Source organism: Salipiger sp. PrR002 (assembly GCF_010500775.1).
GTDB lineage: Bacteria > Pseudomonadota > Alphaproteobacteria > Rhodobacterales > Rhodobacteraceae > Salipiger.
This window is the reverse complement of record NZ_JAAGOU010000029.1, coordinates 16302-41239: the sequence shown is the minus strand read 5'-3', so window position 1 is coordinate 41239 and position 24938 is coordinate 16302. Positions and strand designations below refer to the sequence as shown.

The window sequence follows — 24938 nt, the reverse complement described above, 5'->3', positions numbered from 1 at the left end:
GATCATGACTGCCGACCCCTGGACACTCACCGCATCCGAGCTTGCCAGCGCTTTCCGCAACGGCACGCTCACGCCAAGCGAGGCGCTTGCCTCCGTGCTGAGCCGCATCGAGGCGGTGAACCCGGTCCTCAATCTCTTTGCCCATCTCGACGTTGAAGGCGCCAAGGCCAGCGCCGCCGAAGCCGACGCGCGCTTTGCCGAAGGCACCCCGCTTGGGGCCTTCGATGGCGTGCCGGTGTCGATCAAGGACAACATCACCGTGGCGGGCATGCCCTGCGCTTGGGGCAGCACGCTGTTCGAGGGGCAGGTCCCCGAGAAGGACGAAACCCCGGTGGCCCGCCTGCGTGCGCAGGGCGCGGTGCTGCTCGGCAAGACCAATGTCTCCGAATTCACCATGGGCCGCGGCAACGTCAGCACCCTCGCCTTCGGCACCACCCGCAACCCCTGGAACCCCGAGCTGACCCCCGGCGCCTCTACCGGCGGCGGCGCAGCGGCTGTGGCTGCGGGTGCGGGCCCGGTGACGCTTGGCACCGATGGCGGCGGCTCGATCCGGCGTCCGGCCTCCTACAACAACCTTGTGGGGCTGAAGCCGACCACGGGCCGGGTTGCGCGGATCAACGGTCTGCCGCAGATCCTGCATGATTTCGAGATCATCGGCCCGATTGCGCGCACCGTGGACGATCTTGCCATGACCCTCTCGGCAATCGAGGGGCCGCACCCGCATGATCGCGCGTCCTTCGGCTTTGAGAAGGGCGAGATCGGCACGCCGAAACCCGGGGCGCGCATCCTCTATGTGCCGCAGTTTCTCGGCCAGACGGTCGAGGCGCCCATTGCGGAAAGCTGCGCCGCCGGCTGCGACAACCTGCGGGCGCTCGGCTATGATGTGACCGTGGGCGAGGCGCCCATCGACGTGTCGATCTTCGAGAAATACTGGCCGATGATCGGCGGCACAGGTCTTGCGTGGCTGCTGCAGGACATCGACTGGGAGGGCAAGGTGGGCGCGCCCTATCCGCCGATGATCAAGACCGGCCAATCGCTGAGCGCGGTGGACTACGTCGAAGCACTGGCAGGGTTCCGCACGCTCTATGAGCAAATGGCCACCGCCTTCGAGACCTATGACTACGTGATGACCCCTGCGGCGGGGGCGATGCCTTGGAAAGCCGATGAGTTCGGCCCCGGCTATCACCGCGCCTTCACCGGCTTCGTCAATGGCTGCGGCCTGCCCGCCATCGCGGTCCCCTGCGATCCGGCGGCGGACGGCATGCCCATCGGCTTCCAGATGATCGCCCCATTCGGTCAGGACTGGGATCTGGTCACCCTCGCCAAGCACTATGAAGAGGCGCATCCTTGGGCCCAAAGACGCCCAGACCTCGCATGACAGGGTGAGCGCCGTCTGAGCGGGTGACCATTCAGCCAGCAGGGGCGGCCCATCCCGTCCCTGCTGGGGTCACGCCCCGCTCAGCCGTTTTGCCGCTGGTGGAGCTGGCGAAGGCGACGGGCGTCTGCGCTGTGCAAGAGCGCGCGGCCCGCTGTCTTCCGTTTTAGCTGGCACCGACCGCGGCAGAGGGATCACTGGAAGGGGGCTGCGGGAAATGCGGCCCTCGCTGACCCGAAAGCCCGCGATTGTCCGGCGTGCTCAGCTCCGGCTCGGGCAGCCCGCCAAGACAGCCTCCTGCGATCAGATCTTGATCCTCGCCATAGAGGTGATCGACGAGCGCGCGGCTGAGTTGGCCGAGCACATCTGCGTGCTCCGGACAGTTTGCGAGATCATGAAGCTCTTGCGGGTCTGCAATCATGTCGAACAACTGCAATCGGTTGCCTGCAGGATACCAGATCAGCTTGTGCGTGCGGCTTCGAAGCATGCGCACCGCCCTCGCGCCGCTTTGGCACTCGCCGTAGAACTCTTCGCGCTGCCTGTCCGCAAGGACCGATCGGCCTTCCACGGTCCCCGGGCAGTCAATCCCCGCGAGATCGAGCAGTGTCGGCATGATATCCTGCAGCCCGACCAGCGCATCGCTGGTGGCATCGCGCGCGATGCGGCCAGAGGCCTTTGTATCGACGAGGATCAGCGGCACGCGGGCCGAGGCATCGAACATCACCCGTTTGCCAAAAATCCCGAAGTCGCCCAGCATCTCGCCATGGTCCGCGGTGAACAGGATGATGGTATTGTCGAGAATGCCTTCCTCGCGCAGCGCACCGATGACGAGCCGCAGTTGATGATCGATATGGGTCGCAAGCGCGTAATAGGCCCGGCGCATGTCAGCCATCTGCTCTGCGGTCATCGGAGCAAAGCGGTTCTGCATCGACCTCAGCACCCATGGAGCGTTGTCTTGCCACTCCGCGGCGGCGGGCTGTGGAACCGCGCGCCCGGCGTAGCGCTGGACATAGCTGGCAAGCGGCGCAAGTGGCGGATGCGGATGGGTGAAGGACACATACCAGAACCCCGGCCGCGTCGGATCGCGGCGGCGGATCTGCCGGGCGGCCATACGGGCCGTCCAGGAGGTCACATGAAGATCGTCCTCCAGATGCCACGGGGTCCAGCTGTATTCATTGTTGCTCATGCCGTGGAGGAACTGCGCCCCGGCGTGGCCACGGTCTGCCAGAGCGATCTCATAATCATCCGGCCCTCCGAGATGCGAACGCCCCTCCTCGGCGCTGAGCACGTCATGAAAGCCGATGCGGTCCCGCATTGGGTAGACGTGAAGCTTGCCCGTGGCAAATGCCTGATAGCCCGCGCCCGCAAAGACCCCGGCCAGCGTCGGCACCCCCTCTGGCATCGGCAGCGAAGGCTGAAAATCGCGGTCCCCATGGCCGCGCGCGGTCATGCCGGTCATGATCGAGCGCCGCGCCGGGATGCAGATGGGGCATTCGGAATAACATGCGTCAAACCTTGTGCCCGAGCGGGCAAGCGTATCCAGCGTCGGAGTTTCCACCGCCGGATGCCCCGCGCCGCCCATCAGATGCGCGGGCCATTGATCCACGGTGATAAAAAGAACGTTTGGGCGATTGGTCATCTACGGCCCCTTCCCTCGTGCCGCCAGACGCTTATGCGTCCATCATCTGTGCCCGGGCGCGGCGCGTGCGATAGGCGCTTTGCTGATGCCAGCGCCCCAACTCTCCCAGCAGATCGGCTTTGATCTGCGCGGCACCGGGCGCGTCCCAGAGGTCATGTGTCTCACCCGGGTCGGCTTCGAGGTCGAAGAGTTGCCCGTAGTCCTGACCAAGAAAGGCGACCAGCTTGTGACGGCGTGACCGGATCATTGTCACCATATCGGCCCCGGTCATGCTGGGATCGCCCCCCTGCTCGCAATAGACATGGCTCCGCGCGGCATCCGAGCGGCCTTCGAGGATGTCCAGCAGGGACCGCGCCTCGAAGGAGTCATCGGGCGTGAGACCCGCGAGTTCGAGGATTGTCGGCCCCAGATCAAACAGCTGCACCAGCCCGTCGAAGCGCCGCGCCGGGAAGCGGCCCGGCTGGCTGACGACCATGGGCACGCGGGTGACTTGTTCGTAGGGTGCCCATTTCTGACTGAGCCCGTGGTCGCCCAGATTGTCGCCATGGTCCGAGGTGAAGATGATCACGCTCTGCTCCAGCCGCCCGCGCCGTTCCAGCGCATCGAGGATCCGACCGACCTCGCGGTCGATCATCTCGACATTGGCGTAATAGAAGGCCCGCATCCGGTGCAACTCGGCTTCCGAGGGGTCGAGATTCCAGTGCACAGCGTCATGATCGAACGCGTTGTCATGACGGCGTTTTTCCTGCCAAGGCGGCGGCAGCCGGTTGAGCTCATCCTGCGAGACATGCGGCACCGGCACATCCCGCGCCATATATTTCTCGGCATATTCCGGCGTCGGATCGTAGGGCGGGTGCGGCCCGGGAAAGCCGATCGACAGGAACAGGGGCTTTTCCATGGGCTTGGTGTCGAGCCACCATTCGGTGAAGCCGCCGATGAAACTGTCGGAATGCAGCCGGTCGTCGAGGGACCATTCAAAGGCCCCAAGCGCCTGCCGGTAGTCGTCGCGCGCGCGATAGCTGAGCCGTCCGGGCTTTTGGTGACCGGCGTTCAGGATCGCCTTATCCCATTCGTCGGTGAACCAGCGCCCCTCGAGAAAGCGATCCTTGTTCTCGACCACGTAGCGCTCGTGGAACCCGGCCTTCGCGTCATAGGGGATCGTGTGCATCTTGCCGATATTGACGCAGTGATAGCCCGCATCCGCCAGATCAGAGACCCAGGTCCGGCTCCACTCGGTGCCATTGGCAAGCACGCCGTTGGTATGCGGATAGTAGCCCGAAAACAGGCTTGCCCTCGAGGGCACGCAGGACGGCGCCGTGACATGACACTGATCGAAGCTGACACCCTGCGCGACCAGCCGGTCGATGTTCGGCGTGTCCATATGCGACGCCCCCAGCGCACGGATCGTGTCATAGCGCTGCTGGTCGGTGACGATGAGGATGATGTCCGGACGCGGGTCCTCCATCTGCGGCTCCTTCGTTATTCCATGACAAGCGCAAAGAACCGCTCGTTGACTTCATCCATATGCGCCTGCATCGCGGTGCGCGCGACATCGGGAAGGCCGCGCTGGATCGCGGCCAAGATGCGGCGGTGGTGCACGACGGTGTTGCGGCGGTTGGTGATCGAGCGCGTCTGGTTGTACCAAAGCGACCACATCTCGCCGTAGCGGTAATCCCAGAGCTGCCGCATCAGAGCCTGCAGCAATTGGTTGCCGCTGGCTTCGCCGATGATCGCGTGGAAACGGGCGTCGGCCACGTCGTAGCGCGTGACGTCTTCGAGGCTCGCTTCCATGTCCGCCAGCGCCTCTTCGAGCGCCGCCATCTGCTCATCGGTGGCGCGCTGCGCCGCCATGAAGGCCGCCTCGCCCTCGGCCATGCGCCGCATCTCGAGCACATCGAAGGGCGCGGCATCGCGCATTTCTTCGATGTCGCCGCGCGAGGGCCCGGTCCGGTAGCTTTCGGGAAGCACAAAGACCCCCGAGCCGATGCGAACCTCGACATAGCCGCGGATCTCGAGCGCCAGAAGCGCCTCGCGCAGAACCGTGCGGCTGACTCCCATGGTCACTGCAAGTTCGCGCTCGGGCGGCAGGCGCATACCCACCGGATAGTCACCCTTGTCGATCTGGTCCGCGAGTTCCCGCGCGATTTTGAGATAGCGCCGCGTCGTGCTGCGCGAGGTTGAGGGACCTGCCATGGTCATGCCCGTTCCTCCTTTGAATTTGCCCTGCGCCGTGCCGTGATCCGTTGCGCGACGAAGGGCCATACCAGTGTCAGCAACGCCATGAAAAGGAACGCAAGCGCATAGGGTCGCTGCAGAACGGCGGTGATATCACCGCCCGACATCATCATCGCGGCCCGAAGCTGTTCCTCGGCAATCGGCGTCAGGACAAAGCCTATCACAAAGGGACCGAGCGGGATGCGGGCGCCCTCAAGCGCAAGCCCAACCACGCCAAAGGCAATCATGGTCCAGACATCAACAAAGGAGTTGTTGATCGCGTAGGAGCCGGCGACGCAAAACACCAAGATCGCTGTCAGCAGATAAGAGCGCGGAATGCGGATCAGCTGCGCGATCCATTTCGCCGAGCCCCACATCAGCACCAGCATGAAGAGGTTGGCGACCAGATAGGAGGCGATCACCCCGTAGGCGATCTCGGGCGAGTTCTGGAACAGCAGCGGCCCGGGCTGCAGGTTATGGATGGTCAGCGCGCCGATCAGGATGGCTTCGGTGACAGACCCCGGAATCCCCATGGTGATCAGCGGGATCAGCGCACCACCGATGGCGGCATTGTTGGCGGTTTCCGAAGACACCACGCCCGCCTCTTCACCGCTGCCAAAAGCCTCGGGGGTCTTCGACATCTGACGCGTGGTCGAATACGAGATGATCGCCGCGATATTGCTGCCGATCCCGGGCAGGATGCCGATCCAAGTGCCGATCAGCGATGAGCGTACCAGATTGCCGCCGTGCTTGCGAAAATCCGAACCAAAGATCTGCAACCGGCCTTTTGGCGGGCGAAGCGCTTCCTTCGGCAGTTCGGTCGCCGCATCCCGCAGCACCTGACTGATTGCAAAGGCACCGATCAGCACCGGCAACAGTCCGAACCCCGACAAAAGCGCGTCCGAGCCAAAGGTGAGCCGGGGAATACCGACCGAAGGGTCGATGCCGGGCAGCGACAGGGCCATGCCGATGGCCGCTCCCAGCAAGCCGCGCACCAGCGAGCCCTGCGCGAGCGCGGCCAGCATGAAGAGCGCCGCGAGTACCAGCGTGCAATATTCCCAAGGCCCGAACCCCAGCGCGAAGCGCGCCAGCGCCGGTGACATGCCCGCAAGAAAGGCCCAAGAGATCAGACCGCCCGCGACGGAGGCGAAAATGCCAAGCGCCAGCGCCCGCTCCGCCTTGCCCTGCTGCGCCATCGGGTAGCCGTCGAACGTGGTGACGATAGAGCTTGGCGTCCCCGGCATCCGCAGCAGGATCGCGGTCACCAGCCCGCCAGAAATGCCACCGACATATTCGCCGATCAGCAGTGTCATCGCCGAGACCGGGTCCATGTGGAAGGTCAGCGGCAGCGTCAATGCAATGAGCATTGTCGAGGTCAGCCCGGGGATACCGCCAACGACGATACCGACCGCGGTGCCAAGCAAAAGGTAAAGCAGATTGTGCCACTGAAGCAGCGTGAGAAATGCGTCGATCATGTCAAAACTCGATATAGAGCCAGGTGCGCAGGACCCAGGCGACAAGAAGAGACAGGGCCGCTCCGAAGATCGCCAGCCCAAGAGCCGAGCGCAGGCTCCATCCGCCGATCACGCAGCCAGACCATACGACGAAACAGGTGGCCGCAACCTCGAAGGGCACGTGAAGACGGTCGAGCGAGAACACGAAGGCGACGAGGCCGACAAACACCCCGAGCGATTTGAACGCGCCTCCGGGCGGGGCCTCGATTGCGAACTCATCTTCGGGATCGGGCAGCTTCCCGGCTTTGCGCCGGATCGCTCCGATGCCGACGATGAGACCAAGCAGCGCGATGACCACAGCCATCGCGCGCGGCAGCGCCGCAGAGCCGAGCGGTTCAAAACGAGGGGCCGGGAGCGAGGCCGCGCCAATCAGCAGCAGCGCCGCAAGGATCAGGGCCGCACCGCATAGCCCGAGGTCCCGGACGAGAGGGTTCCGGAGAGACATGGCTTTTCCTTCCGAGGCGTATCTTCAGGGCCGCGACTGGCGCGGCCCCGAGCGATGTCACTGAATCGTCGCGGCAACGTCCTTCAGACGCGCCAGCATCTCGCGCGATTGCGCTTCGGAGTCCTCGCTGCCCGTCCAATAGGGCGCCAGCGTGTTGCCTTCGAAGTATTCCAGGATCGCCGGATCCTTCATCGCCTCTTCGAGGGCGGCACCGATCGCCGCCACGGCCTCGTCCGGCGTCCCTGCAGGCGCAAGCCACCAGTTGGGGTTCGACCAGGTCACGTCGTAGCCAAGCTCGGTCGCTGTCGGCAGGTCGGGAAGCTGCGAAAGCCGCTCTTCGCCGAAATAGACCAGCGGGCGCAGCCCCTCCCCCTGCGCCATGTATTCCTGCGCGGCAAATAGCGCGATGTCTGCGCTGCCCCCGAGCAGAAGGCGCAGGCGATCCGCCCCAGAGTTCGCGGTGACCAGCCGGGTCTCGAACCCGGCGGCATTGGCCAGCATGGCACCGACAAAATGCGGCACCGACCCGATGCCCACCGCCTCGATCAGCGACTGCGGATTGGCCTTCAGCTCGGTGACGAGGTCTTCGAGGGTCTCGAAGGGCGAATCCTCGCGAACGCACCAGACCGGGCTGCCACCGCCGGTGAACCCGATCGAGCGGAAATCATCCATCCCGAAGGAGGCGATCTGCATGGCCTCGGCGATGAGCATTTGGTGGGACCAATGCATGATGGTGTAGCCGTCGTCACCGCCGCGTTTCATCTGCTGGACGCCATTCGACCCGGCGCCGCCATCGGCGTTCACGATCACCATTGGCTGCGGCAGAAGCGCTTTCTCCTGAATGGTTTCGGCCAGAAGACGTGCGACCGCATCGGTCCGACCACCGGGTTTGAAGGGAACGACCACGCGGATCGGCTTTTCGGGGAAACCCTCGGCGCGGGCAGCGGTCGCCCCAAAGACGGACGGCAAGCTCAGCCCGGCCACACCGGCAAGGCTCTGTTTCAGGAAGTTACGGCGAGACATGTGCTCCTCCTCGATCAGATGTCATTGCCAAAGTCATACAAACCCCCCGGCCAAACTGTCTAGACCAAAATTTAGTAAATACGTTTTTGGTTGATCCAAACTGGCGCTTGGTCTAACCGATTATGGCAAGGTCAGTGCCAGACAGGCGCGCCACCAGGCGCCTGAACGCGCGAATAATGGCCTTTATGTTATTGAAATAGCGATAAAAGGAGAGTGCAGACTCAGTCGCACCGCGCCGCCGTCACCGGAGGACACATCGGTAGGACCAGTTCTGGGAATCCCAGAGGTTAGACCAAAATGGCATCACGCCGCCGGATCGGACGCGACATCTGCAGGAGATCGCCGCATGCCCTCAGCCAAGCAACCCAACATCGTCTTCATCATCACCGACCAGCAGCGCCACGACACGATCGCAGCGCATGGCTATCCGCATATGGTGACGCCCAACCTCGACAAGATGACGGGTGAGGGCGTCTCGTTCTCCAATATGTACGTCACATCGCCGTCCTGCGCGCCGTCGCGGGCAAGCCTGTTCACCGGGCTTTACCCGCATACCAACGGGGTGTTCCGCAACGACGAGCGCTGGCCTCAAAGCTGGGTCGGCCGGCTGGCAAATTCGGGCTATCGCTGCGTGAACGTGGGCAAGATGCACACGTCGCCCTTCGAGCAATCCTTTGGCTTTCACGAGCGCCACGTGGTCGAGAACAAGGATCGGGCGACCTCGCGCCTGCCTTATTTCATGGACAATTGGGACAAGGCGATCTTTGCGCGCGGCGAAAAGAAACCGAGCCGCCGCACCTACCGACTGCGCGAGGATTACCGCGAGCGGCTTGGCGCCTTCACGTGGGAGCTGCCGACCGACCTGCACGCGGATGTCTTTGTGACCGATCTGGCCTGCGAATGGCTCGACACCTATCCCGACACCGGTCCGTTCTTTCTGCAGATCGGCCTGCCAGGACCGCACCCGCCCTATGATCCGCCTGCCGAGTATCTTGAGATCTACAAGGACCGGGAGATTCCCCTGCCGATCCGCGATGAGGCCGCGATGCAAGCCCAGCCCGAGGCGATCAAACGTCTGCGGCAACAGCATATCTCGGTCGACCACGATTCGGTGGCGCATCTCGAATCCCCGACCGAAGCGCAGATGCGGGCCCAGCGGCAGCACTATTTCGCGAATGTGACGCTGATCGACGATCAGGTCGGCAAGCTCTTTGCCGCGCTGGAGCGGCGCGGCGTGCTCGAGGATACGATCGTCATTTTCACCTCCGATCATGGCGATTCCCTCAACGACCACGGCCTGAGCCAGAAATGGTCGATGTATGAAGGCAGCTGCCACATCCCCGCGATGATCTGGAGCGCCGACTGCGCCGCGCCGGGCCGGGTTGTCGACGACATGGTCTCGCTCTTCGATTTTGGTCCGACCATTCTTGAAGCCGCGCGCAGCGAAGTGCCCGCTTTCATGGAGGCGCAGAGCCTTGTGCCCTATCTCGCCGCCGAGCGCCCCGAAGAGCGCCGCGAGGTGGCCTTTTCCGAGCACGCGGGCGACCGGATCCTCGACGGGACAGAGTTCATGACGATGATCCGCACCCCACGCTGGAAACTGATCTACTTCGTCGAGGGATGCGGGCAATTGTTCGACATGGAGGCCGACCCGACCGAGGTCAACGACCTGTGGTCGGACCCGGCGCATGAGGACACCCGCCGCGATCTGTTGACGCAGATCCTCAACTGGCGCCTGCGAAGCAGTGTGAAAACGCAAGGATGGCAGTTCGACGCCTGACGCCACATGCAGCTTCCCCCGTCCTTTCCGAGCCAATGCGGCGCGCCGGTCCCCAGTAAACACCTCAAGAAACACCACGGGCTCGCCATTGCGGCGCGCCTGTCCTGGGGAAGGCGCCGCATCCTTGCGCGGGGGAATGCCTTTGGCTTTCTCCTGCTCGCAACCTTGGTGGGTGCCTGTGCCGGTGCGGTGGTGAGCGGGGTGAGCACCCTGTCACACCTTCTGCACAGCCTGCTTTACGGGGTGCCCTTCATGACCGGCCTAAGCGGGGCCGAACTTGCGGGCGGCGCGGCGCTGATCGCTGTGCCCGTGGCGGGTGGCGCGCTGACGGCCCTTGTTGTCACGCTGCGCAGGCGGCGCGGCGCGATTGTCGATCCGATTGAGGCGAACGCGCTCTATGGTGGCCGCATGTCACTGTCCGACGGCCTGTGGCTCACGCTGCAGAACCTTGCCTCGAACGGCTTTGGGCTGTCGGCGGGGCTTGAGGCCGCTTATACGCAGCTCTCGTCAGGCATCGCGTCGCGGCTTGGACTGAAGCTGAAACTGCGGCGCGAGGACATGCGGGTGCTGGTTGGCTGCGGCTCGGCCGGGGCCATCGCGGCGGCTTTCGGTGCACCGCTGACCGGAGCCTTCTACGCCTTCGAACTGGTGATCGGGACTTATACCTCTGTCTCGCTCGCACCGGTGATCGCCGCAGTGATCGCCGCAACCCTCGTCTCGCGGAGCCTGACCGGAAAATCCTTTGAAATCGAGATCGGACCCATCGGCTCGATCTCCGCGCTCGACATCGTGCCGGCAATCACCCTTGGCGCGCTCTGCGCCGCGCTTGGCATTCTGGTGATGATCGCCGTCGTGCGCACCGAGCGCCTGTCGAGCCGCTGCGGCATCCCGGCGTGGATGCGCCCGGCGGTTGGCGGCGCTCTGGTCGGGACCATTGGCCTCGTGACGCCGCAAGTGCTTTCGTCCGGGCATGGTGCGATGCACCTGAGCCTAGAGCCCGGCGTCACGCTGGGGAGCCTGCTGGCGATCTTCGCGCTGAAAGCGCTGGCCTCGGCGATCACCATTGGCAGCGGTTTTCGCGGCGGGCTGTTCTTCGCCTCCCTTCTGCTCGGGGCGCTGGTGGGCAAAAGTTTCGCAGTGCCTCTCGAAGAGATCGCCCCGGGGCTTATGTCCTCGACCGCGCTCGCGGTGATCGGCATGAGCGCCTTTGGCGTGGCGGTGATCGGCGGCCCGCTTGCAATGACCTTCCTTGCGCTCGAACTGACCGGGGAATTTCCGATCACTGTGCTCGTACTGGTGGCCTCGATCACCTCTTCGCTCGTGGCACGCCATGCCTTTGGATATTCGTTCTCTACATGGCGCTTCCATCTGCGCGGCGAAACCATCCGCGGCGCGCATGACGTCGGCTGGGTGCGCAATCTGACCGTGCGCCGCCTGATGCGCAGTGATCTGCGGACGGCCCGGGCGGGGATCAGCCCTGACGAGTTCCGCGCGAGCTTTCCCCTTGGCTCGACCCAGCGCGTCATCATAACCGACGACGCGCAGAACTATGTGGCCATGGTCAATGTCGCCGAGGTTCACGCGGATGCAAATGCCTCGGAGCCACAGGGCGAGCTGTCGCATTTTTTCCACCACAGCGATGACGTACTCTACCCCACGATGAACGCCAGACAGGCGGCAGAGATATTCGAGACCTGCAGGGCCGAGGCGCTTGCCGTGGTGAGCGATCGCTTTAGCCCGCGTGTTGTGGGGCTTTTGAGCGAGGCTCACACGCTGCGGCGCTACAGCGAGGAACTGGAAAAACAGCGGCGGGACATAATCGGCGCCACCGACTGAGGCAGAGGCGTATTGGACTCCGCCCGCAAGAGCGCGATACACCTCAAAGGCCTCGCCCGCGAAGAAAGATGGCAAAGATGACCCATCAAACAGACATGACGACCGAAAAGAAAGCCTGCTGCGGCGGCCAGCGCCCCGGCCAGCGCAACGGACAGACAGAGGCAGACTATCTCGGCGCGGCGCTGGCGGTGCCCGAGGCCTCGCAGGAAATTCGGCAAGAGCTTCGCGCACGGCTGCGCGACATTCCCGGCGGCTTTTTCGAGATGGGGGCGCGCAAGTCGACCTTTGCCTCCGATTTCGACAGCCCGCGCCGAAAGGTGCATGTCTCTCCCTTCGCCATCGCGCCGCACGCGGTGACCAATGCGGAATACGCGCGTTTCGTGGCGGACAGCGGCTATCGCACAGTCGCAGAACGCGAAGGCTGGAGCTACGTGTTCCATCTGCTGCTTGACCGCCCCGAGGATTGGCCCGTCTCTCCGCCCGGTCTGCGCTGGTGGCGCCGCGTCGATGGCGCCTTCTGGTCAAGCCCCGAAGGTCCGGGCAGCGACATCACCGAGCGGCAGGACCATCCGGTGGCCCATATCGCTTGGTTCGACGCTCTGGCCTATTGCACATGGGCCGGGCTGCGTCTGCCTTTCGAGGCGGAATGGGAGCGGGCGGCGCGCGGCGGGCTGGAGCGGATGAAATTCCCTTGGGGCAATGCGCTGGAACCCGGCGGGCGCTTTGCGATGAACACATGGCAGGGGCGCTTCCCCGACGAGAACACCGCCGCCGACGGCTACATCGGGACCGCGCCGGTGGGGAGCTATGAGCCCAATGGCTTTGGGCTCTACAATATGACCGGCAACGTTTGGGAGTGGGTGCAGGACTGGTTCGGCCCCCGCGTTCCATCCAAGAGCGTGCCCCGCGATCCGAAGGGACCGGAAAGCGGCACGTCGAAAGTGCAGCGCGGCGGATCGTTTCTGTGCCATGTCAGCTATTGCGACCGGTACCACGTGCATTCGCGCACCAGCAACGACCCCGACAGTTCCACCTCGAACAGCGGGTTTCGCGTCGCCTGTGGCGGCAACAGCTAACATTGGCTTGGGCCCCGCTCCGGTGCACGTGCCGGGTGTCAGGTCTCGGCGACGCCCAGTTCCCGCAGGACGTTTCTCACAGTGACCTCGCTCACGCGCGTGTTGGCCTCATGCGTCAGGCCGGCGATATGCGGCGTCAGGATGATATTGCCGATCCCGTCGAAGCGTTTTCCGGCTTCGGCGGTCAACGGCTCCACCTCGAACACATCGAGCGCGGCGCCGCCAAGACGCCCGTCGCGCAGCGCCTCGATCAGAGCGTCCTCATCAAGAATGCCGCCGCGCGCCGTATTGATGATGATGGCCCCCGGTTTCATCTTGGCGATCGCATCGGCACCGATCAGGCCACGCGTTTCGGGCGCATAAGGCACGTGGAGCGACAGGACATCCGACAGGCCCAGCAGTTCCTCCAGCGTGCAGCGCCGCGTTTCGGCCCACGCAGGATCTTCGGCCGGAATATGGGGATCGAACGCCGCCACGGTCATCCCCAAGGCGCGAGCACGCGCGGCGACACCCCGCGCAATGCCTCCGTATCCGACCAGACCTATGATCCGCCCGGACGCTTCGCCGCCCATCAAGGCGCCGCGTGGCCAATCGCCACGGATCATCTCGGCGTTTGAAAAATACGCGCCCCGCAAAAGGACCAGCATCGACGCGATGACGTATTCGGCAACGGGCAGCGCATTCGCACCGGTCGCAGGATGCAGTGCGATGCCCCGATCGCGGCAGGCCCCAAGGTCGATATTGTCGAGCCCCACGCCAAGGCGCCCGATCACCCGAAGCCGCGGCGCGGCCTCAAGCAGCGCCACATCCACCTGAGTGCGATTTCGCACGATCAAAGCCTCGGCATCCGCCAATGCGGCTCGGAGCGACGCCGGAGTGTCGACATAGGCCGGGTCATAATCGACGCGGAGTTCGCTGCCGAAATTCCCCAAGGCCTGCTCGTCGATGAACTCGGAAATGACGACTTTCATCCCAAGCCCTCAGAGGCCGCGCGTCGCCGCCATCGCGAACAGAGTTTTTTCATGAGTTCGGCCCTCCCAAAACCTCATCGATTCTTATATAAGACTACTTATACATGACAAAGGGCATTTACCGCGTAGCGCCGGAATTGCCGGCTCTCCTCATGCCCACACGGAGACAGTGATGAGCACTCCCCTTTACAAGGTCGTGATTGATACGCTCATCGGTCGGATCGCCAGCGGCGACCTGCTGCCCGGCGCCATGCTGCCAAGCGAGGCGCAACTGGGCAAAGACCTTGGTGTCAGTCAGGGAACGGCGCGCAAAGCGCTGATGGAGCTTGAGGCGCGCGGGCTCGTCCAGCGCCGTCAGGGGCGCGGCAGTTTCGTGACCGTGCGAACGCCGGAAACCTCGATGTTCAACTTCTTCCGGCTTCGGGCACCGGACGGCACTCTGACACCTCCGCATCTTGAAAGCGAGGTGGTGGTCAAACGCCCGGCCACAGCACATGAAACCGCCAAACTTTTCGGCGCGCCCGAAGACGTCATAGAGATTGTCCGCATTCGCAGCCTCAACAGCCGCAACGCCACCCATGAGGTTCTGGTTGTCCCGGCAAGGTTGTTTCCCGGCCTTCAGGAGCGCGCGCCGTTGCCCAATGCGATCTATGTTCTGTACCAGCAGGCCTATTCGGTGATCATTCTCAAAGCCGAAGAGCAGCTTCGGATCGGCGCGGCCTCGGCTTCTGCTGCCCGCGCTTTCGGCCTCGACGAGGGGGCGCCCGTCCTTAAAATATACCGAGAAGCCATCGACTTCCTTGATCGGACGGTGGAGTTGCGCACGGTTCAGTGCCTGACGCAAACGCATCGATATTGCATCACCCTGTCCCAGCCCGCTGAGACGTGACACCGGACAGAAACCCCATGCCGCAAGCGGCGGCCGCGCCGTCTTGGCCCATAGTGATACGTCCCGCTGACTGCCGCGTACCCACGACCGCGCACCCACGACGCTCGAATGCGGTCAGGCGCGGGCGGTTGGCTGCGAATTGCCTGCCGGGCCTCACAGGCGTGCCAACCTGCGTGTCGCCGCATTGACAGGTCTTTGCCTTGTTCCTAGTCTTTTGGAATTAACCTTAGAAATTCGCGTGCACGCGCGAGACAATTTTCGGCCTGACGACTTTTAGCAAGACACTGTCCTTTCAGACATTTCCGAAGTTCACGATAAAAAATCCCCCCAAAGCGGAAATGCATGAGTCTTTCTCGTGCCCGGCCATGGCCGAACGACCCACCAAGCATTCAACTCCGCGAAAATTCGCGCGCGCCCCAATCTCCTGAGGATTCAAGGACTCGCCAAATGGTTTCAATGAAACAGAGGCTTGACGGCCGAAGCGTCCCCTCGGACGAACGCAACTCTTCAATCGCAACATATGGCCCTGCGGTTGTTATCGCCATAGGACTACTGCTCTTTGTCGTCGCGATCTGGCGCAATCACTTTTTTTTGCATGACGATGCCTTCATTTCGCTGAAATACGCACGGAATCTTCTGGAATATGGAGAGCTTAGCTGGAACCTTGGCGAGCGCGTCGAAGGGTATACCAATTTTCTTTATGTCCTGATGACCGCTGGGCTGATGAAGATCGGCTTCGAGCCGCTTACTGCGTTGCGTGTGATCAATGGCTCTGCCGTCTGCCTGTTCGTCGCCTCACTCTATTTTGGCGCGAAGCAACTCGCCCAGGATCAAAAGCTGCTACATGCGCTGGCCGTGGCTCTTGGGCTTGGCAACGTGTCCTTGGCGGTCTGGCTGTTCGGCGGCCTCGAAGCGCCGGTGTCGGCTGCTCTCATCGGCTGGGCGGTCGCGGTCCTTATGGCTGCGCTGACAGAGCGCGCGCATGTAACGCGATATGCTGCCCTGTCAGGCGCGTTTCTGGCGCTGGCGATCCTGACGCGGCCCGATGCGGTCATCATCGTCATCTTCGCCACCGTGGGCCTCGTGCTGACCGCCAGAGGCCAGTTCAAACGAAACGCATGGTCGGCGCTGCTTGTGGCCGGTATCCCGCTGGTGGTCTTCCTGATTCACATGGGCTGGCGCTATTCCTACTATGGCGATGTTGTGCCCAACACGTTCCACGCCAAGGTCGGGCTCGAGCTGTCGCACCGCCTCGGGAAGGTGGCAGACTACTTCTTGAAATCCGCGACCCTGTATCTGCCGGTGCTCGTTTGTGCTGGCCTGAGCACCATCGTCGCGCTGATCTGGGGACGCATCAGCAAGCCCGCCATCGTGCTGCTTTCAGTGTGCCTTGGCTTTCTGGCCTATGTGCTCTGGTCCGGGGGGGATCACATGGCAGCCGCGCGCGTTTTGCTGCCCATGGCCGGGCCGGCGGCGCTGCTGTGCATCGCGACACTCGCCACGCTTCAGGCACCGAAAGCCGGTGCCGCGACACTCGTGATCCTTGCCGTGCTGACCGCTGCCTCGGTCAACGCGCGGTCGTTTCGGATGGATTGGGCGGCCTACAATGGCTCTGTGGTGGGCCGCTACATCGAGGAGGCTTGGCCTGTCGGGTCGCTTGTCGGCCTGAATACGGCGGGGTCGACCCCCTTCTACGCGCCGTCGCATCGGTTCATCGACATGCTCGGGCTCAACGATCGCACGATCGCATTGCGTGAGGATGTGCCCGTGCTGGCGCGCCGTCAGAACATGCCGGGCCATGGCAAGGGCGATGGAGCCTATGTGATCTCCCGCGCGCCGGACTACCTTATCCTTGGCGGCTCGGAGGGGATCGACATCGCCGACGCGGAGAAATGGTTTCTGACCGGGGTCGAGTTGCGCGGCATGGAAGAGTTCGGGCAATGCTATGCTATGGAACAGAAAATGCTGGATGTTCCCCCGAGCACCGAGCGCGCCCGCCCGGGGGTGAAGACCGTGTCGTTCACCTATTATCGCCGGACGTGCCCTGACTAGGCGGTGCGCCGGCTTCAAAGAGTATGGCGGATGGTCACTCGCCGTGATGCGCCCGGGCCGCGATCTGCCATTCGAAATACTCGCGCCGCCGGACCATGCCGACCAGCTTTTTGGCGATCACATGCCTTGGGATTTTCCGCTCGGCAGTTGGGCGCACGGCAGCGGGCTGCGGGGTCTTGCCCCTCAAGACCTCCAGTCGCGGCATGACGCTGGAGGTGCCGTGTCGCCGCACGATCTCGGTTCGGGCGCGGGACGCCAGCGCACGGGCCGCGACCGGATCCCCCTGCAGCCGCGTGATCACCTGCGCGGTGTCTTCGGGCGGGCAATAGACGGCGAGGTTTCCGAACGTCGGCTCGAGCCGCGGATCGAGAACGCAGACCGCCTTCATCAACATCGCCTCGGCGACGGTCCGCCCGAAGCATTCGCTATAGGCACGGTGATAGTGATAGGCGAAAACATCCAGCCCATCGAGAAAACCGGCAACGGGCTCTTCGTCGAACTCAAGCACCTTCCAGCCGGTCATGTCGACGTTGAGCTTCGTCATCTCCGCCCGAGGGCAGCCCATCACGCGGATCTCTCCGCCGGGCAGGTTCGGCAGGCTGCCCCGAACATCCGCCGCACGGTCGGGCCATTTCAGCGGATCTGGGCGCGAGTGGCGGCCAATCACCAAAGACCCATCGGAGAAAGGATCGCGGCGCGGCTTCCATGCATCCACATCGAAAACATTCGGCCAGTCCAGCGCCGACAACCGGATAAACGGGCGAAACGCATCAAGCTGCTCGCGACACACACCGGACACCGGGAGCCATTCGGGCCGCGCGCCGGTCTTGCGGTAAATGCGCTGGGATGTGGCGATTGGATCGTATTGCATCGAACCGTCTGCCCGGAACGGCAGGTGATGCGCCACCAGACAGACCCGGTCCGCCTGCAAGCGCAAAGGCTTTTCGAGGCCGTAGAAGAAGGTCATCGGATGATGCAGAAAGACCGTCTGCGCAGCGATCGGCGCACCCTCTTTCGACGCGACCCACTGCAATCGGCGATCTGCCATCACCTCGCTGACCTTGCTGCTCCAGCCATCGGGCATGTCGGAAAGATAGGCGCTGCGGACGCCGGCCACGCCAACCTGCAGCCCAGCCTCAAGAAACACCGCAATGTCACTGCCCATCGCCGCGGGTGTGCCCCCGGTGAAGCGGGTGTCTATCACACATAGAACATCAAGCATCGGCGCCGCCTCGCACAAAGCTCGAGCAGGCTGCTCGGCCAGTGATCCGGCGCCAACCTTGAGGCGCACTCAATATGAATTCCAAAAGACCGACATAATCAATAAAGATCATTCAATCCTCAATCCTTAGGAGAAGCGCATCGCAAATTTACAATTCCAAGTCCGGCACAATTCAAATAACCACCCCAAACCCAAAAATTCCGAACAGCTGCGAAATAGATGGAATTTTGAGCACTCTAATACATAGCGATCAAATTCTCGCGAACTTCACCTGATACGCGCGGACAAAACCTTCAATTCGCGAAGCCATTCATGGCATAGTAGAGTCATCCAGACCAGCCGACCGCCACTGCTTCCTCCGGCTTTACCTCTGCCTGCAGTTGTCACGCTTGACCTTATCCTGTCCGAAACCGTCGGGAATCTCTGCACCCGCTCGAATTCCCGACCGGAACGCGCATCTAGACACAAGGTCTGAAGTACAATTTAATAGCGTCTATGTAAGCTAGGCATCGATTTGCGATTTTTTCAAGGCTTGTAGTGCCTTGGCAGACCGTCGCGCACAATTTTGCGCACAAAATCCCGAATTTCTTCTTACCTATTAAGCACCTGGATTCGATCATGTCTTTGCAAGCACGAGCAGCGCCCTCGGCCGCGCGCAGCGGCTCGGACATTCGTCCGGAACTGCGTGACCTTTTCGCCTCTTTCGTCGTTGTCGCGATCATGTCCGCGCTGTCTTGGTGGCTGGCAGGCGCTCCGGGAACGAATGGCATCGACGACGCCGCCATCACGCGATCCTACGCCGACAATATCGCCCGCGGCTTTGGCTTTGTGTACAACGAGGGCGGAGAACACGTGGAAGGCGCGACGTCTTTCCTGTGGGTGATGATCCTCGTCATACCTTATCTCTTCGATGACAATCCTGAGCTGGCGATCCTCTCGATCAGCGCGGCGCTGACAGTCTGCGCGATCTGGCTTTCGCTTGGCCTGCTGCGCCGCATGGCCGGTGCCCGAGGTAGTCAGGCGGTCGCTGTCGCCTGCATCGCTTATGTCGGGTTGCCGGGGTTCTTCATCTGGTCGGTCTGGTCGATGATGGAGATCGCGCTGTGGAGCGCGTTGATCATGCTGCTGCTAGACCGGCTGTCGCTCCTCGTCGAGCGCCCGGATCCGGCAGAGCAAATGGGGTGGCCCCTGTTCGCCGCGGCGATCGCCTTGCCGCTGACCCGGCCCGAGGGCGTTGCCGTCGCCGTGGGACTGATCGGCCTCGCGCTGCTTTTGCGCCCGCGCACATGGCGCGTGAGCGGGCTGGCCCTATGCGCAGCCCTTGCCTCCTGCGCGGCTCTCACCATCGCGCGGCTCGCTTATTTCGGCGTCCCGTTTCCCAACACCTATTATGCCAAAGTGTCCGCGGATCGGATGCAAAACGTCGTTGACGGGGCGAAATATCTTAGCAGTTTCATCTTGGGGATGCCCTTTGCAGAGGTGATCCTGCTGTCGTGGATTTTGTTTGCGGGATCGACACTTACGTCGGTCCTGCGCGGACCCGCAGCAGGACAACGCAGCGGCCTTCTCGTCTGCGCGACTGTCTTTGGCCTGCTGCTCGTATATGTCGCGCTCGGCGGGGATCACTTCACGCTCTGGCGCTTTTATCAGCCGCTTATGCCGGTCCTGCTTTTCCCGCTCATCCTTGGCGGTCTGCGGCTGGGATCCGTGGCATCGGAGGTCCCCCGCAGCACCCTCTTGGCCGCGGCAGTGACAAGTCTCTTGGTGTGGATCGCCTTGAGCAATCTGTACTATCGGCAGGCCCGCTTTGATGTCGCAAAAGAATACCAGCTCTCGGCGCGCGGCGAGGCGTTCGGCGAGATGATGAACGGCTTTTCCCCCACACCCAGCATCGGGGTTGTCGCGGCAGGCGGCGTCGCGCTGACGTTCGATGGAGAGCTGCGCGACCTGATGGGCCTCAACTGGGTAGAAATGGCGCATGCCAATCCCATCAAGATCGGGGTCAGAAACCACGCCAGCTTCGACGTCGACACCTTCTGGAAGTACCCCCCAGACGTCGTTGCGCAATTCAACAAACGCAAGTGCCAGAGCGAGCAATGGTCGGCCACCGCGAGGTTCCCGTCCACCGGGGTTTCGCAGCTTTTCTCTCAACAAAGGTTCCGCGAACTTTACGCCCCGGTGACCTTCGAACGCGCGGATGGAGCCTGCGCCAACGCTTTTGCGGCGCGTGACTGGCTGGCGCGGGCCCAAGGCGGGCGCGTCTCGGTGCTCGAATGGGACGCGCTCTCGCCCGAGGCAGACGACTAACGCATTATGATCATTAGGAGTATGCGCAGAAAACTGCGCTGGATTTTTACAATTGATTTTCTGCGCGAATATTCAGCTCGGCCAGTTCCATAGGCAAGGCGCCGGGTTCACCTATTCTACGGATAAGAAAGAAAATTTCTCAAACCTCAATCGACGACTTCAAACAAGCGAAACTCGACCACAACCCAGAGTATAGTCGTTGACACAGGTCGGTTTCCTAAATAAAATTTTCGTCGTTGAATTACCAACCATGTATTTATCTGTTCCTGCTGCGTGAATTTCCCTCGCGGCTGAATTTACCTCCCCCAACATACTATTCTCAACCTATTTTCTGGGAAGAATTAGTCATGAACCAAGTCCTCGAGACTGACAATGTCGGCATCGACGTTCAGGACATATCGCTCTCTGGTAACTTCACCATAGAGTTCAACATCTACTTCGAGCCCGGCACAGAGATCGCAAAGAACGATGGCGCGGTGTCCTCGTCGCTGGACGGCGGCAACGACATCAACTTTTTCAATGGGATCCCGCGTCTCTACGATTCCGACTGGGGCGATGTGGTCACGGGCGTTTCCGCACTGAACACCGGTGAGTGGAACCACATCGCGCTGGTGCGCGAAGACGGGGTCGTCCGACTCTACGTCAATGGCGTCAACGAGGCGAACTCGCTCACGAAGAACTACACAGACACGTTCTATGTTTCGGAACTGGCTTCCAGCGTGGTCGGAGCGCTTGAGGGGCGGATCGATGAGGTCCGCATTTGGTCGCTGGCCCGCCCAAGCGCCGAGATCCTCGCCAATGCCGACCACGCGCTGGACCTGAGCTCCGGCATCCCGACCGGCCTCGAGCGCTACTATCGGTTCGACGACGACACCGGTCATATCGTGGATGCGACGGGCAACGCAGAGACCGGACATGATCTGCATCTGCCGACCGGCGCCGCGATCATTCAGGACGATACCGTCTTCGACACGCCGGTTGGCGATGTCGGCGGCTTCATCGACACCAGAACGGTCACCGGGCTCACCCTGCCAACCGATCTTGCCTTCCTTCCCGACGGGCGCGCGCTGGTCATCCAAAAGAGCGGCGAGGTGATCATCGTCGAGGATCCGAGCGTCGCAGGCAGCGCCAAAGCGGTTTACATGGACCTCAGCCCCTACGTCGAGAACTCGCGCGAGGCGGGGCTGCTGAATATCGTTGTCGATCCGAACTTCGATGAGAACGGCTATTTCTACCTGCTCTACACGAACCTTGCAGAGCAGCGCACGACCGTCTCGCGCTTTGTGCATCAGGAAAACGCGGGCGGCGCGACCAGCACCGGCGACCTCAGCTCAGAGACCGTTCTATGGCGCGAGTATGATACCTACTCGGACGCGGACCATCAGGGCGGCGGTCTTGCGGTCGCCTATGAGCCAATCGATGCGAATGACCCAAGCCCGTACAAGCTCTACATCACCATCGGCGAAGAATTCGAGAGCCTGAACGCGCAGGACCTGACCCACGACGATGGGAAGGTGCATCGGATCAACATGACCGATGGCTCGATACCCGCGGACAATCCCTATTACGATGCGGCGGTCGCGGCGAGCTACACGCCCAGCGTGAACACATTGTCGGCCATCTCCACCAGCGCCGCCAACCTCGCGCTCGACCCCGAGGGCGTGATCACCACGATCTTCAGCTATGGGCTGCGCAATCCCTTCCGCGCGGAATACGATCAGGTCTCGGGCACGCTGTGGATCGGCGAGGTCGGCGGCAACGGCCGCTTTTCGACCGAAGACATCCATATTGCCGCCGCCGGGGCGGACCATGGCTGGCCCGACTACGAAGGCTATGGGCCCGATCCCAGTGATCCCGGAAGCCCGATCTACAGCTACGTCCACGCCTCGGCCCCCGGGCAAGATCAGCTGCCCAGCTATGGCGACACAGGCGCGGCGGTGTCGGGCGGGGTGGTCTATCGCGGCGATCAGTTCCCATCGGAATACTACGGCGTCTATTTCTACGGAGACTGGGTCCGCAACTGGATCCGCTACATGGTCATCGACTACTCGTCCGGCGAGCCGGTCTTGGTGTCCGACAACCACTTCAAGAACGCGACCGGGCAGGTGCTTACATTTGCCGAAGCCCCCGACGGCTCGCTCTATTACATCACCACCTTCCAGACCGGGAACGTGTTCACCTTCGAAGGCGCGGTGAACCGGCTTGAGTACAGCAGCTCGAATTCGGCACCCGAAGGCGTGGGCATCCTGCTCGATCCCGGCGAAGAGTCGAGCACCACGGTTCCCTACACAGTGACCTTCGAGACCGACGCCGTTGATCCCGATGGCGACGCCCTCACCTATCTGTGGTCGTTCGGAGACGGGCCCGACATCGACGGGGACGGCATCGGAGACGGTGCCACCTCGACCGAGCAGAGCCCGTCCTATACCTACACCGCCGCCGGGCAATATACGGTCGAACTGATCGTCGCCGACGAGCATGGCGCACAGACTGTCTTTAACCCGGTGGTGATCACCGTGGGGGATGCGCCCGAGGTCACCATCAACACCCCCCTGGACGGTCAGACCTTCCGCGCCGGAGACGTCCTGACCTTCACCGGTTCGGCATTCGACGCTCAGGACGGCACACTCACCGGCCCGGATGTCTTCTGGTCGGTGAACCTGGCCCACAACGAGCATTTCCACCCCGAGCTTACAGCGGCGACGAATGTCGCGGGCGGCATTCAGTTTTCGATCCCCACCACCGGCCACGACTATTACGAGAATGTCGGCTATCTCGTGGCGCTCACGGCCATCGACAGCTCGGGCCTTTCGACCACCAAGACGGTGATGATCTACCCCGAGGAAAGCACGACCAATTACGATATGCCCGAGGTCGAAGGCTTCACCTTCACCATCGACGGGCTGGCGTTCACCGGCGATCAACTGCGCGACAATATCATCGGGTTCAACCATCAGATCGCCGTGCCCGACACCTATGTCGATGGCGGCTATGAATGGGTCTTTTCGCACTGGTCGGATGATCCGCAGCTGACCAGCGCCAGCCGTCTGTTCGTGGTGCCCGAGACCGACAGCACTCTGGCCCCGGTCTATGTCCAAGGCTCGCAAGTCGCGCTTCTGGATGCGGTGGCCGACAGCGTGACCATCGACCTTGCGGATATCGCCGACGGCAATTGGACAGATCTGCCGCTGAATATTTTCGACAATGACACCGACAGTGGCAGCGGCTTTTCCCTCGTTCAGCTCGATGGATACAAAGCCAATGGCATCGCCGACACCACAACGAGTTTCGACAACGCCGGGCGTCTGAAGACTTGGACCGATGGCGGCGGGCTGGTGCGGATCGGCAGCGACGGCAGCGTCGAGTTCAAAGACCGCGACTTTGAGTTTGCCGGTCTCGCGCCCGGAGCAAGCGTTTCGCTCTCCATCGGCTACACGATTGGCTCCACCGGTGACACGGACAGCGCACCGATCACTTTCTTGATCACCAATGGCGCCTCCGGCCCGACGAACTCTGCGCCCACAGGCACCGGGATCGTTCTCGACCCGGGCGAGGAAAGCTCGCCGACGGTGCCCTATCAGGTGACCTTCGATGTCGACGTCAGCGACGCCGAGGGCCATGCGCTGAGCTATGCTTGGGACTTCGGGGACGGGACAACATCGACCGAGGCGACCCCCAGCCACACCTACACCGGAACCGGCGTTTACACCGTTTCTCTTACGGTGACGGACGAGCTTGGCGCCGCAACCGCCTTCAACACGGTTGATATCGATGTGGGGAATGTGCCCCCGGTCGCCGTGGATGACAGTTTCAACCTGCTTGTCGGCTTCGATCCGCTGGCGAACCATCTGCATATCCTCGACAATGACTATGATCCCGACGGCGCGCTCAATATGCAGATGGTCGAGATTGTCAGCGGGCCGAGCTTTGGCACCGTCGAAATCATGGACACCGCGCAGGAACTGATCGATCGCGGGCTGCCCGCGGGTCATTATGGGCATGCCGAGTACACGCCCTTCGACCCCGATTTCGAAGGTGTCGATAGTTTCATCTACCGTGTTCAGGACACAGAGGGCGAATGGTCCAACACCGCCACCGCCACGATTTCTGTGACGAATACTTCGCCGACGACGCTCGCTGCGGTTGACGATGACATCCAGATCGATCTGTCCCAAATCGCCGACGGCAAATGGACGGATCTGGGCATCAACATCTTCGACAATGACACCGACGATGGCTCCGGCTTCGCCTTGGTGCAGATCGACGGCTACAAGGCCAATGGCGTAGCTCAGTCCTTCAGCAATTTTGACTCCAAAGGCTCGCTGCGCGCCTTCGCGGATGGCGGCGGCATTTTCCGCGTCTTCGACGATGGCAGCCTTCAGTTCAGGGATCGGGATTTTGAGTTCTCTGGCTTGGCCGCGGGCGACAGCGTTCAGGTGTCGATCGACTATGTCATTGCCTCCGGCGCAGACACGGACACCGGAACGATTTCCCTGCTGATTGCGAACGGGTTGGCCACATGGGAAGTCTGACCGGCGGGCGGCCGGATCGGGTGCGCTCTCGCAAAGCGTTTCGCGCACTTTGGCCGTCTGCGG

The 24938-nt window shown here is 62.4% G+C and carries 16 protein-coding genes; 8 read left to right on the top strand and 8 right to left on the bottom strand.

The features are described 5' to 3' along the window. The first annotated feature begins 4 nt into the window (after positions 1-4). On the top strand, positions 5-1378 hold the full coding sequence (locus G0A00_RS20890) for an amidase (RefSeq protein ID WP_164182776.1): 1374 nt from the start codon (positions 5-7) through the stop codon (positions 1376-1378). Positions 1379-1541: 163 nt separating this feature from the next. On the opposite strand, the gene G0A00_RS20885 is transcribed toward G0A00_RS20890, so the two are convergent. From G0A00_RS20885 to G0A00_RS20860, 6 genes are read right to left on the bottom strand one after another with little or no spacing between them, the layout of a single operon-like run. Continuing rightward, positions 1542-3014, bottom strand: coding sequence for a sulfatase-like hydrolase/transferase (locus G0A00_RS20885; RefSeq protein ID WP_164182778.1), 1473 nt, complete (start codon positions 3012-3014; stop codon positions 1542-1544). 31 nt (positions 3015-3045) lie between these two features. Then, complete coding sequence (locus G0A00_RS20880) at positions 3046-4479, bottom strand: sulfatase (protein ID WP_164182780.1); 1434 nt, start codon at positions 4477-4479, stop codon at positions 3046-3048. 14 nt (positions 4480-4493) lie between these two features. Next, positions 4494-5213, bottom strand: a complete 720-nt coding sequence (locus G0A00_RS20875; RefSeq protein WP_164182783.1) for a FadR/GntR family transcriptional regulator — start codon at positions 5211-5213, stop codon at positions 4494-4496. Continuing rightward, positions 5210-6703 (bottom strand): tripartite tricarboxylate transporter permease, encoded by a 1494-nt coding sequence (locus G0A00_RS20870; RefSeq protein ID WP_164182785.1) that lies wholly within the window; start codon positions 6701-6703, stop codon positions 5210-5212. Before G0A00_RS20870 ends, G0A00_RS20875 begins: the two co-directional genes overlap by 4 nt. A 1-nt stretch (position 6704) precedes the next feature. Further along, positions 6705-7187 (bottom strand): tripartite tricarboxylate transporter TctB family protein, encoded by a 483-nt coding sequence (locus G0A00_RS20865; protein ID WP_164182787.1) that lies wholly within the window; start codon positions 7185-7187, stop codon positions 6705-6707. A gap of 57 nt (positions 7188-7244) precedes the next feature. Continuing rightward, the gene (locus G0A00_RS20860) at positions 7245-8210 is read right to left on the bottom strand and encodes a tripartite tricarboxylate transporter substrate binding protein (protein ID WP_164182788.1); all 966 of its coding nucleotides are present in this window, start codon (positions 8208-8210) and stop codon (positions 7245-7247) included. 346 nt (positions 8211-8556) lie between these two features. On the opposite strand from G0A00_RS20860, the gene G0A00_RS20855 reads away from it, so the two are divergent. The 3 genes from G0A00_RS20855 to G0A00_RS20845 all read left to right on the top strand — a co-directional run bounded on the left by G0A00_RS20855 (position 8557) and on the right by G0A00_RS20845 (position 12902). Continuing rightward, the gene (locus G0A00_RS20855; RefSeq protein ID WP_164182790.1) at positions 8557-9990 is read left to right on the top strand and encodes a sulfatase; all 1434 of its coding nucleotides are present in this window, start codon (positions 8557-8559) and stop codon (positions 9988-9990) included. Between the two features lie 201 nt (positions 9991-10191). Then, positions 10192-11826: a chloride channel protein gene (locus G0A00_RS20850; RefSeq protein ID WP_203595462.1), complete on the top strand. Its 1635-nt coding sequence runs from the start codon at positions 10192-10194 to the stop codon at positions 11824-11826. Between the two features lie 77 nt (positions 11827-11903). Further along, complete coding sequence (locus tag G0A00_RS20845) at positions 11904-12902, top strand: formylglycine-generating enzyme family protein (RefSeq protein WP_164182794.1); 999 nt, start codon at positions 11904-11906, stop codon at positions 12900-12902. Positions 12903-12940: 38 nt separating this feature from the next. Here the strand turns inward: G0A00_RS20845 and G0A00_RS20840 are convergent, their stop codons facing one another. Continuing rightward, positions 12941-13873 (bottom strand): hydroxyacid dehydrogenase, encoded by a 933-nt coding sequence (locus tag G0A00_RS20840; protein ID WP_164182795.1) that lies wholly within the window; start codon positions 13871-13873, stop codon positions 12941-12943. Between the two features lie 196 nt (positions 13874-14069). Here G0A00_RS20840 and G0A00_RS20835 point away from each other — a divergent pair, with 196 nt between their 5' ends. Then, entirely contained in the window at positions 14070-14762 is a 693-nt protein-coding gene (locus G0A00_RS20835) for a GntR family transcriptional regulator (protein ID WP_368667731.1), read from the top strand. A 447-nt stretch (positions 14763-15209) separates the two neighbouring features. Further along, positions 15210-16814 carry a glycosyltransferase family 39 protein gene (locus G0A00_RS20830; RefSeq protein ID WP_164214275.1) on the top strand — a complete coding sequence of 535 codons (1605 nt, stop codon included), beginning with the start codon at positions 15210-15212 and terminating at the stop codon, positions 16812-16814. Positions 16815-16848: 34 nt separating this feature from the next. Here the strand turns inward: G0A00_RS20830 and G0A00_RS20825 are convergent, their stop codons facing one another. Continuing rightward, entirely contained in the window at positions 16849-18036 is a 1188-nt protein-coding gene (locus tag G0A00_RS20825; protein WP_164182801.1) for a glycosyltransferase family 4 protein, read from the bottom strand. 537 nt (positions 18037-18573) lie between these two features. Between G0A00_RS20825 and G0A00_RS20820 the strand changes: the two genes are divergently transcribed. Together G0A00_RS20820 and G0A00_RS20815 are read left to right on the top strand one after the other, a co-directional pair. Continuing rightward, positions 18574-20343, top strand: a complete 1770-nt coding sequence (locus G0A00_RS20820) for a hypothetical protein (RefSeq protein ID WP_164182803.1) — start codon at positions 18574-18576, stop codon at positions 20341-20343. A 347-nt stretch (positions 20344-20690) separates the two neighbouring features. Beyond that, complete coding sequence (locus G0A00_RS20815; RefSeq protein WP_164182812.1) at positions 20691-24875, top strand: PQQ-dependent sugar dehydrogenase; 4185 nt, start codon at positions 20691-20693, stop codon at positions 24873-24875. Positions 24876-24938 lie beyond the last annotated feature (63 nt).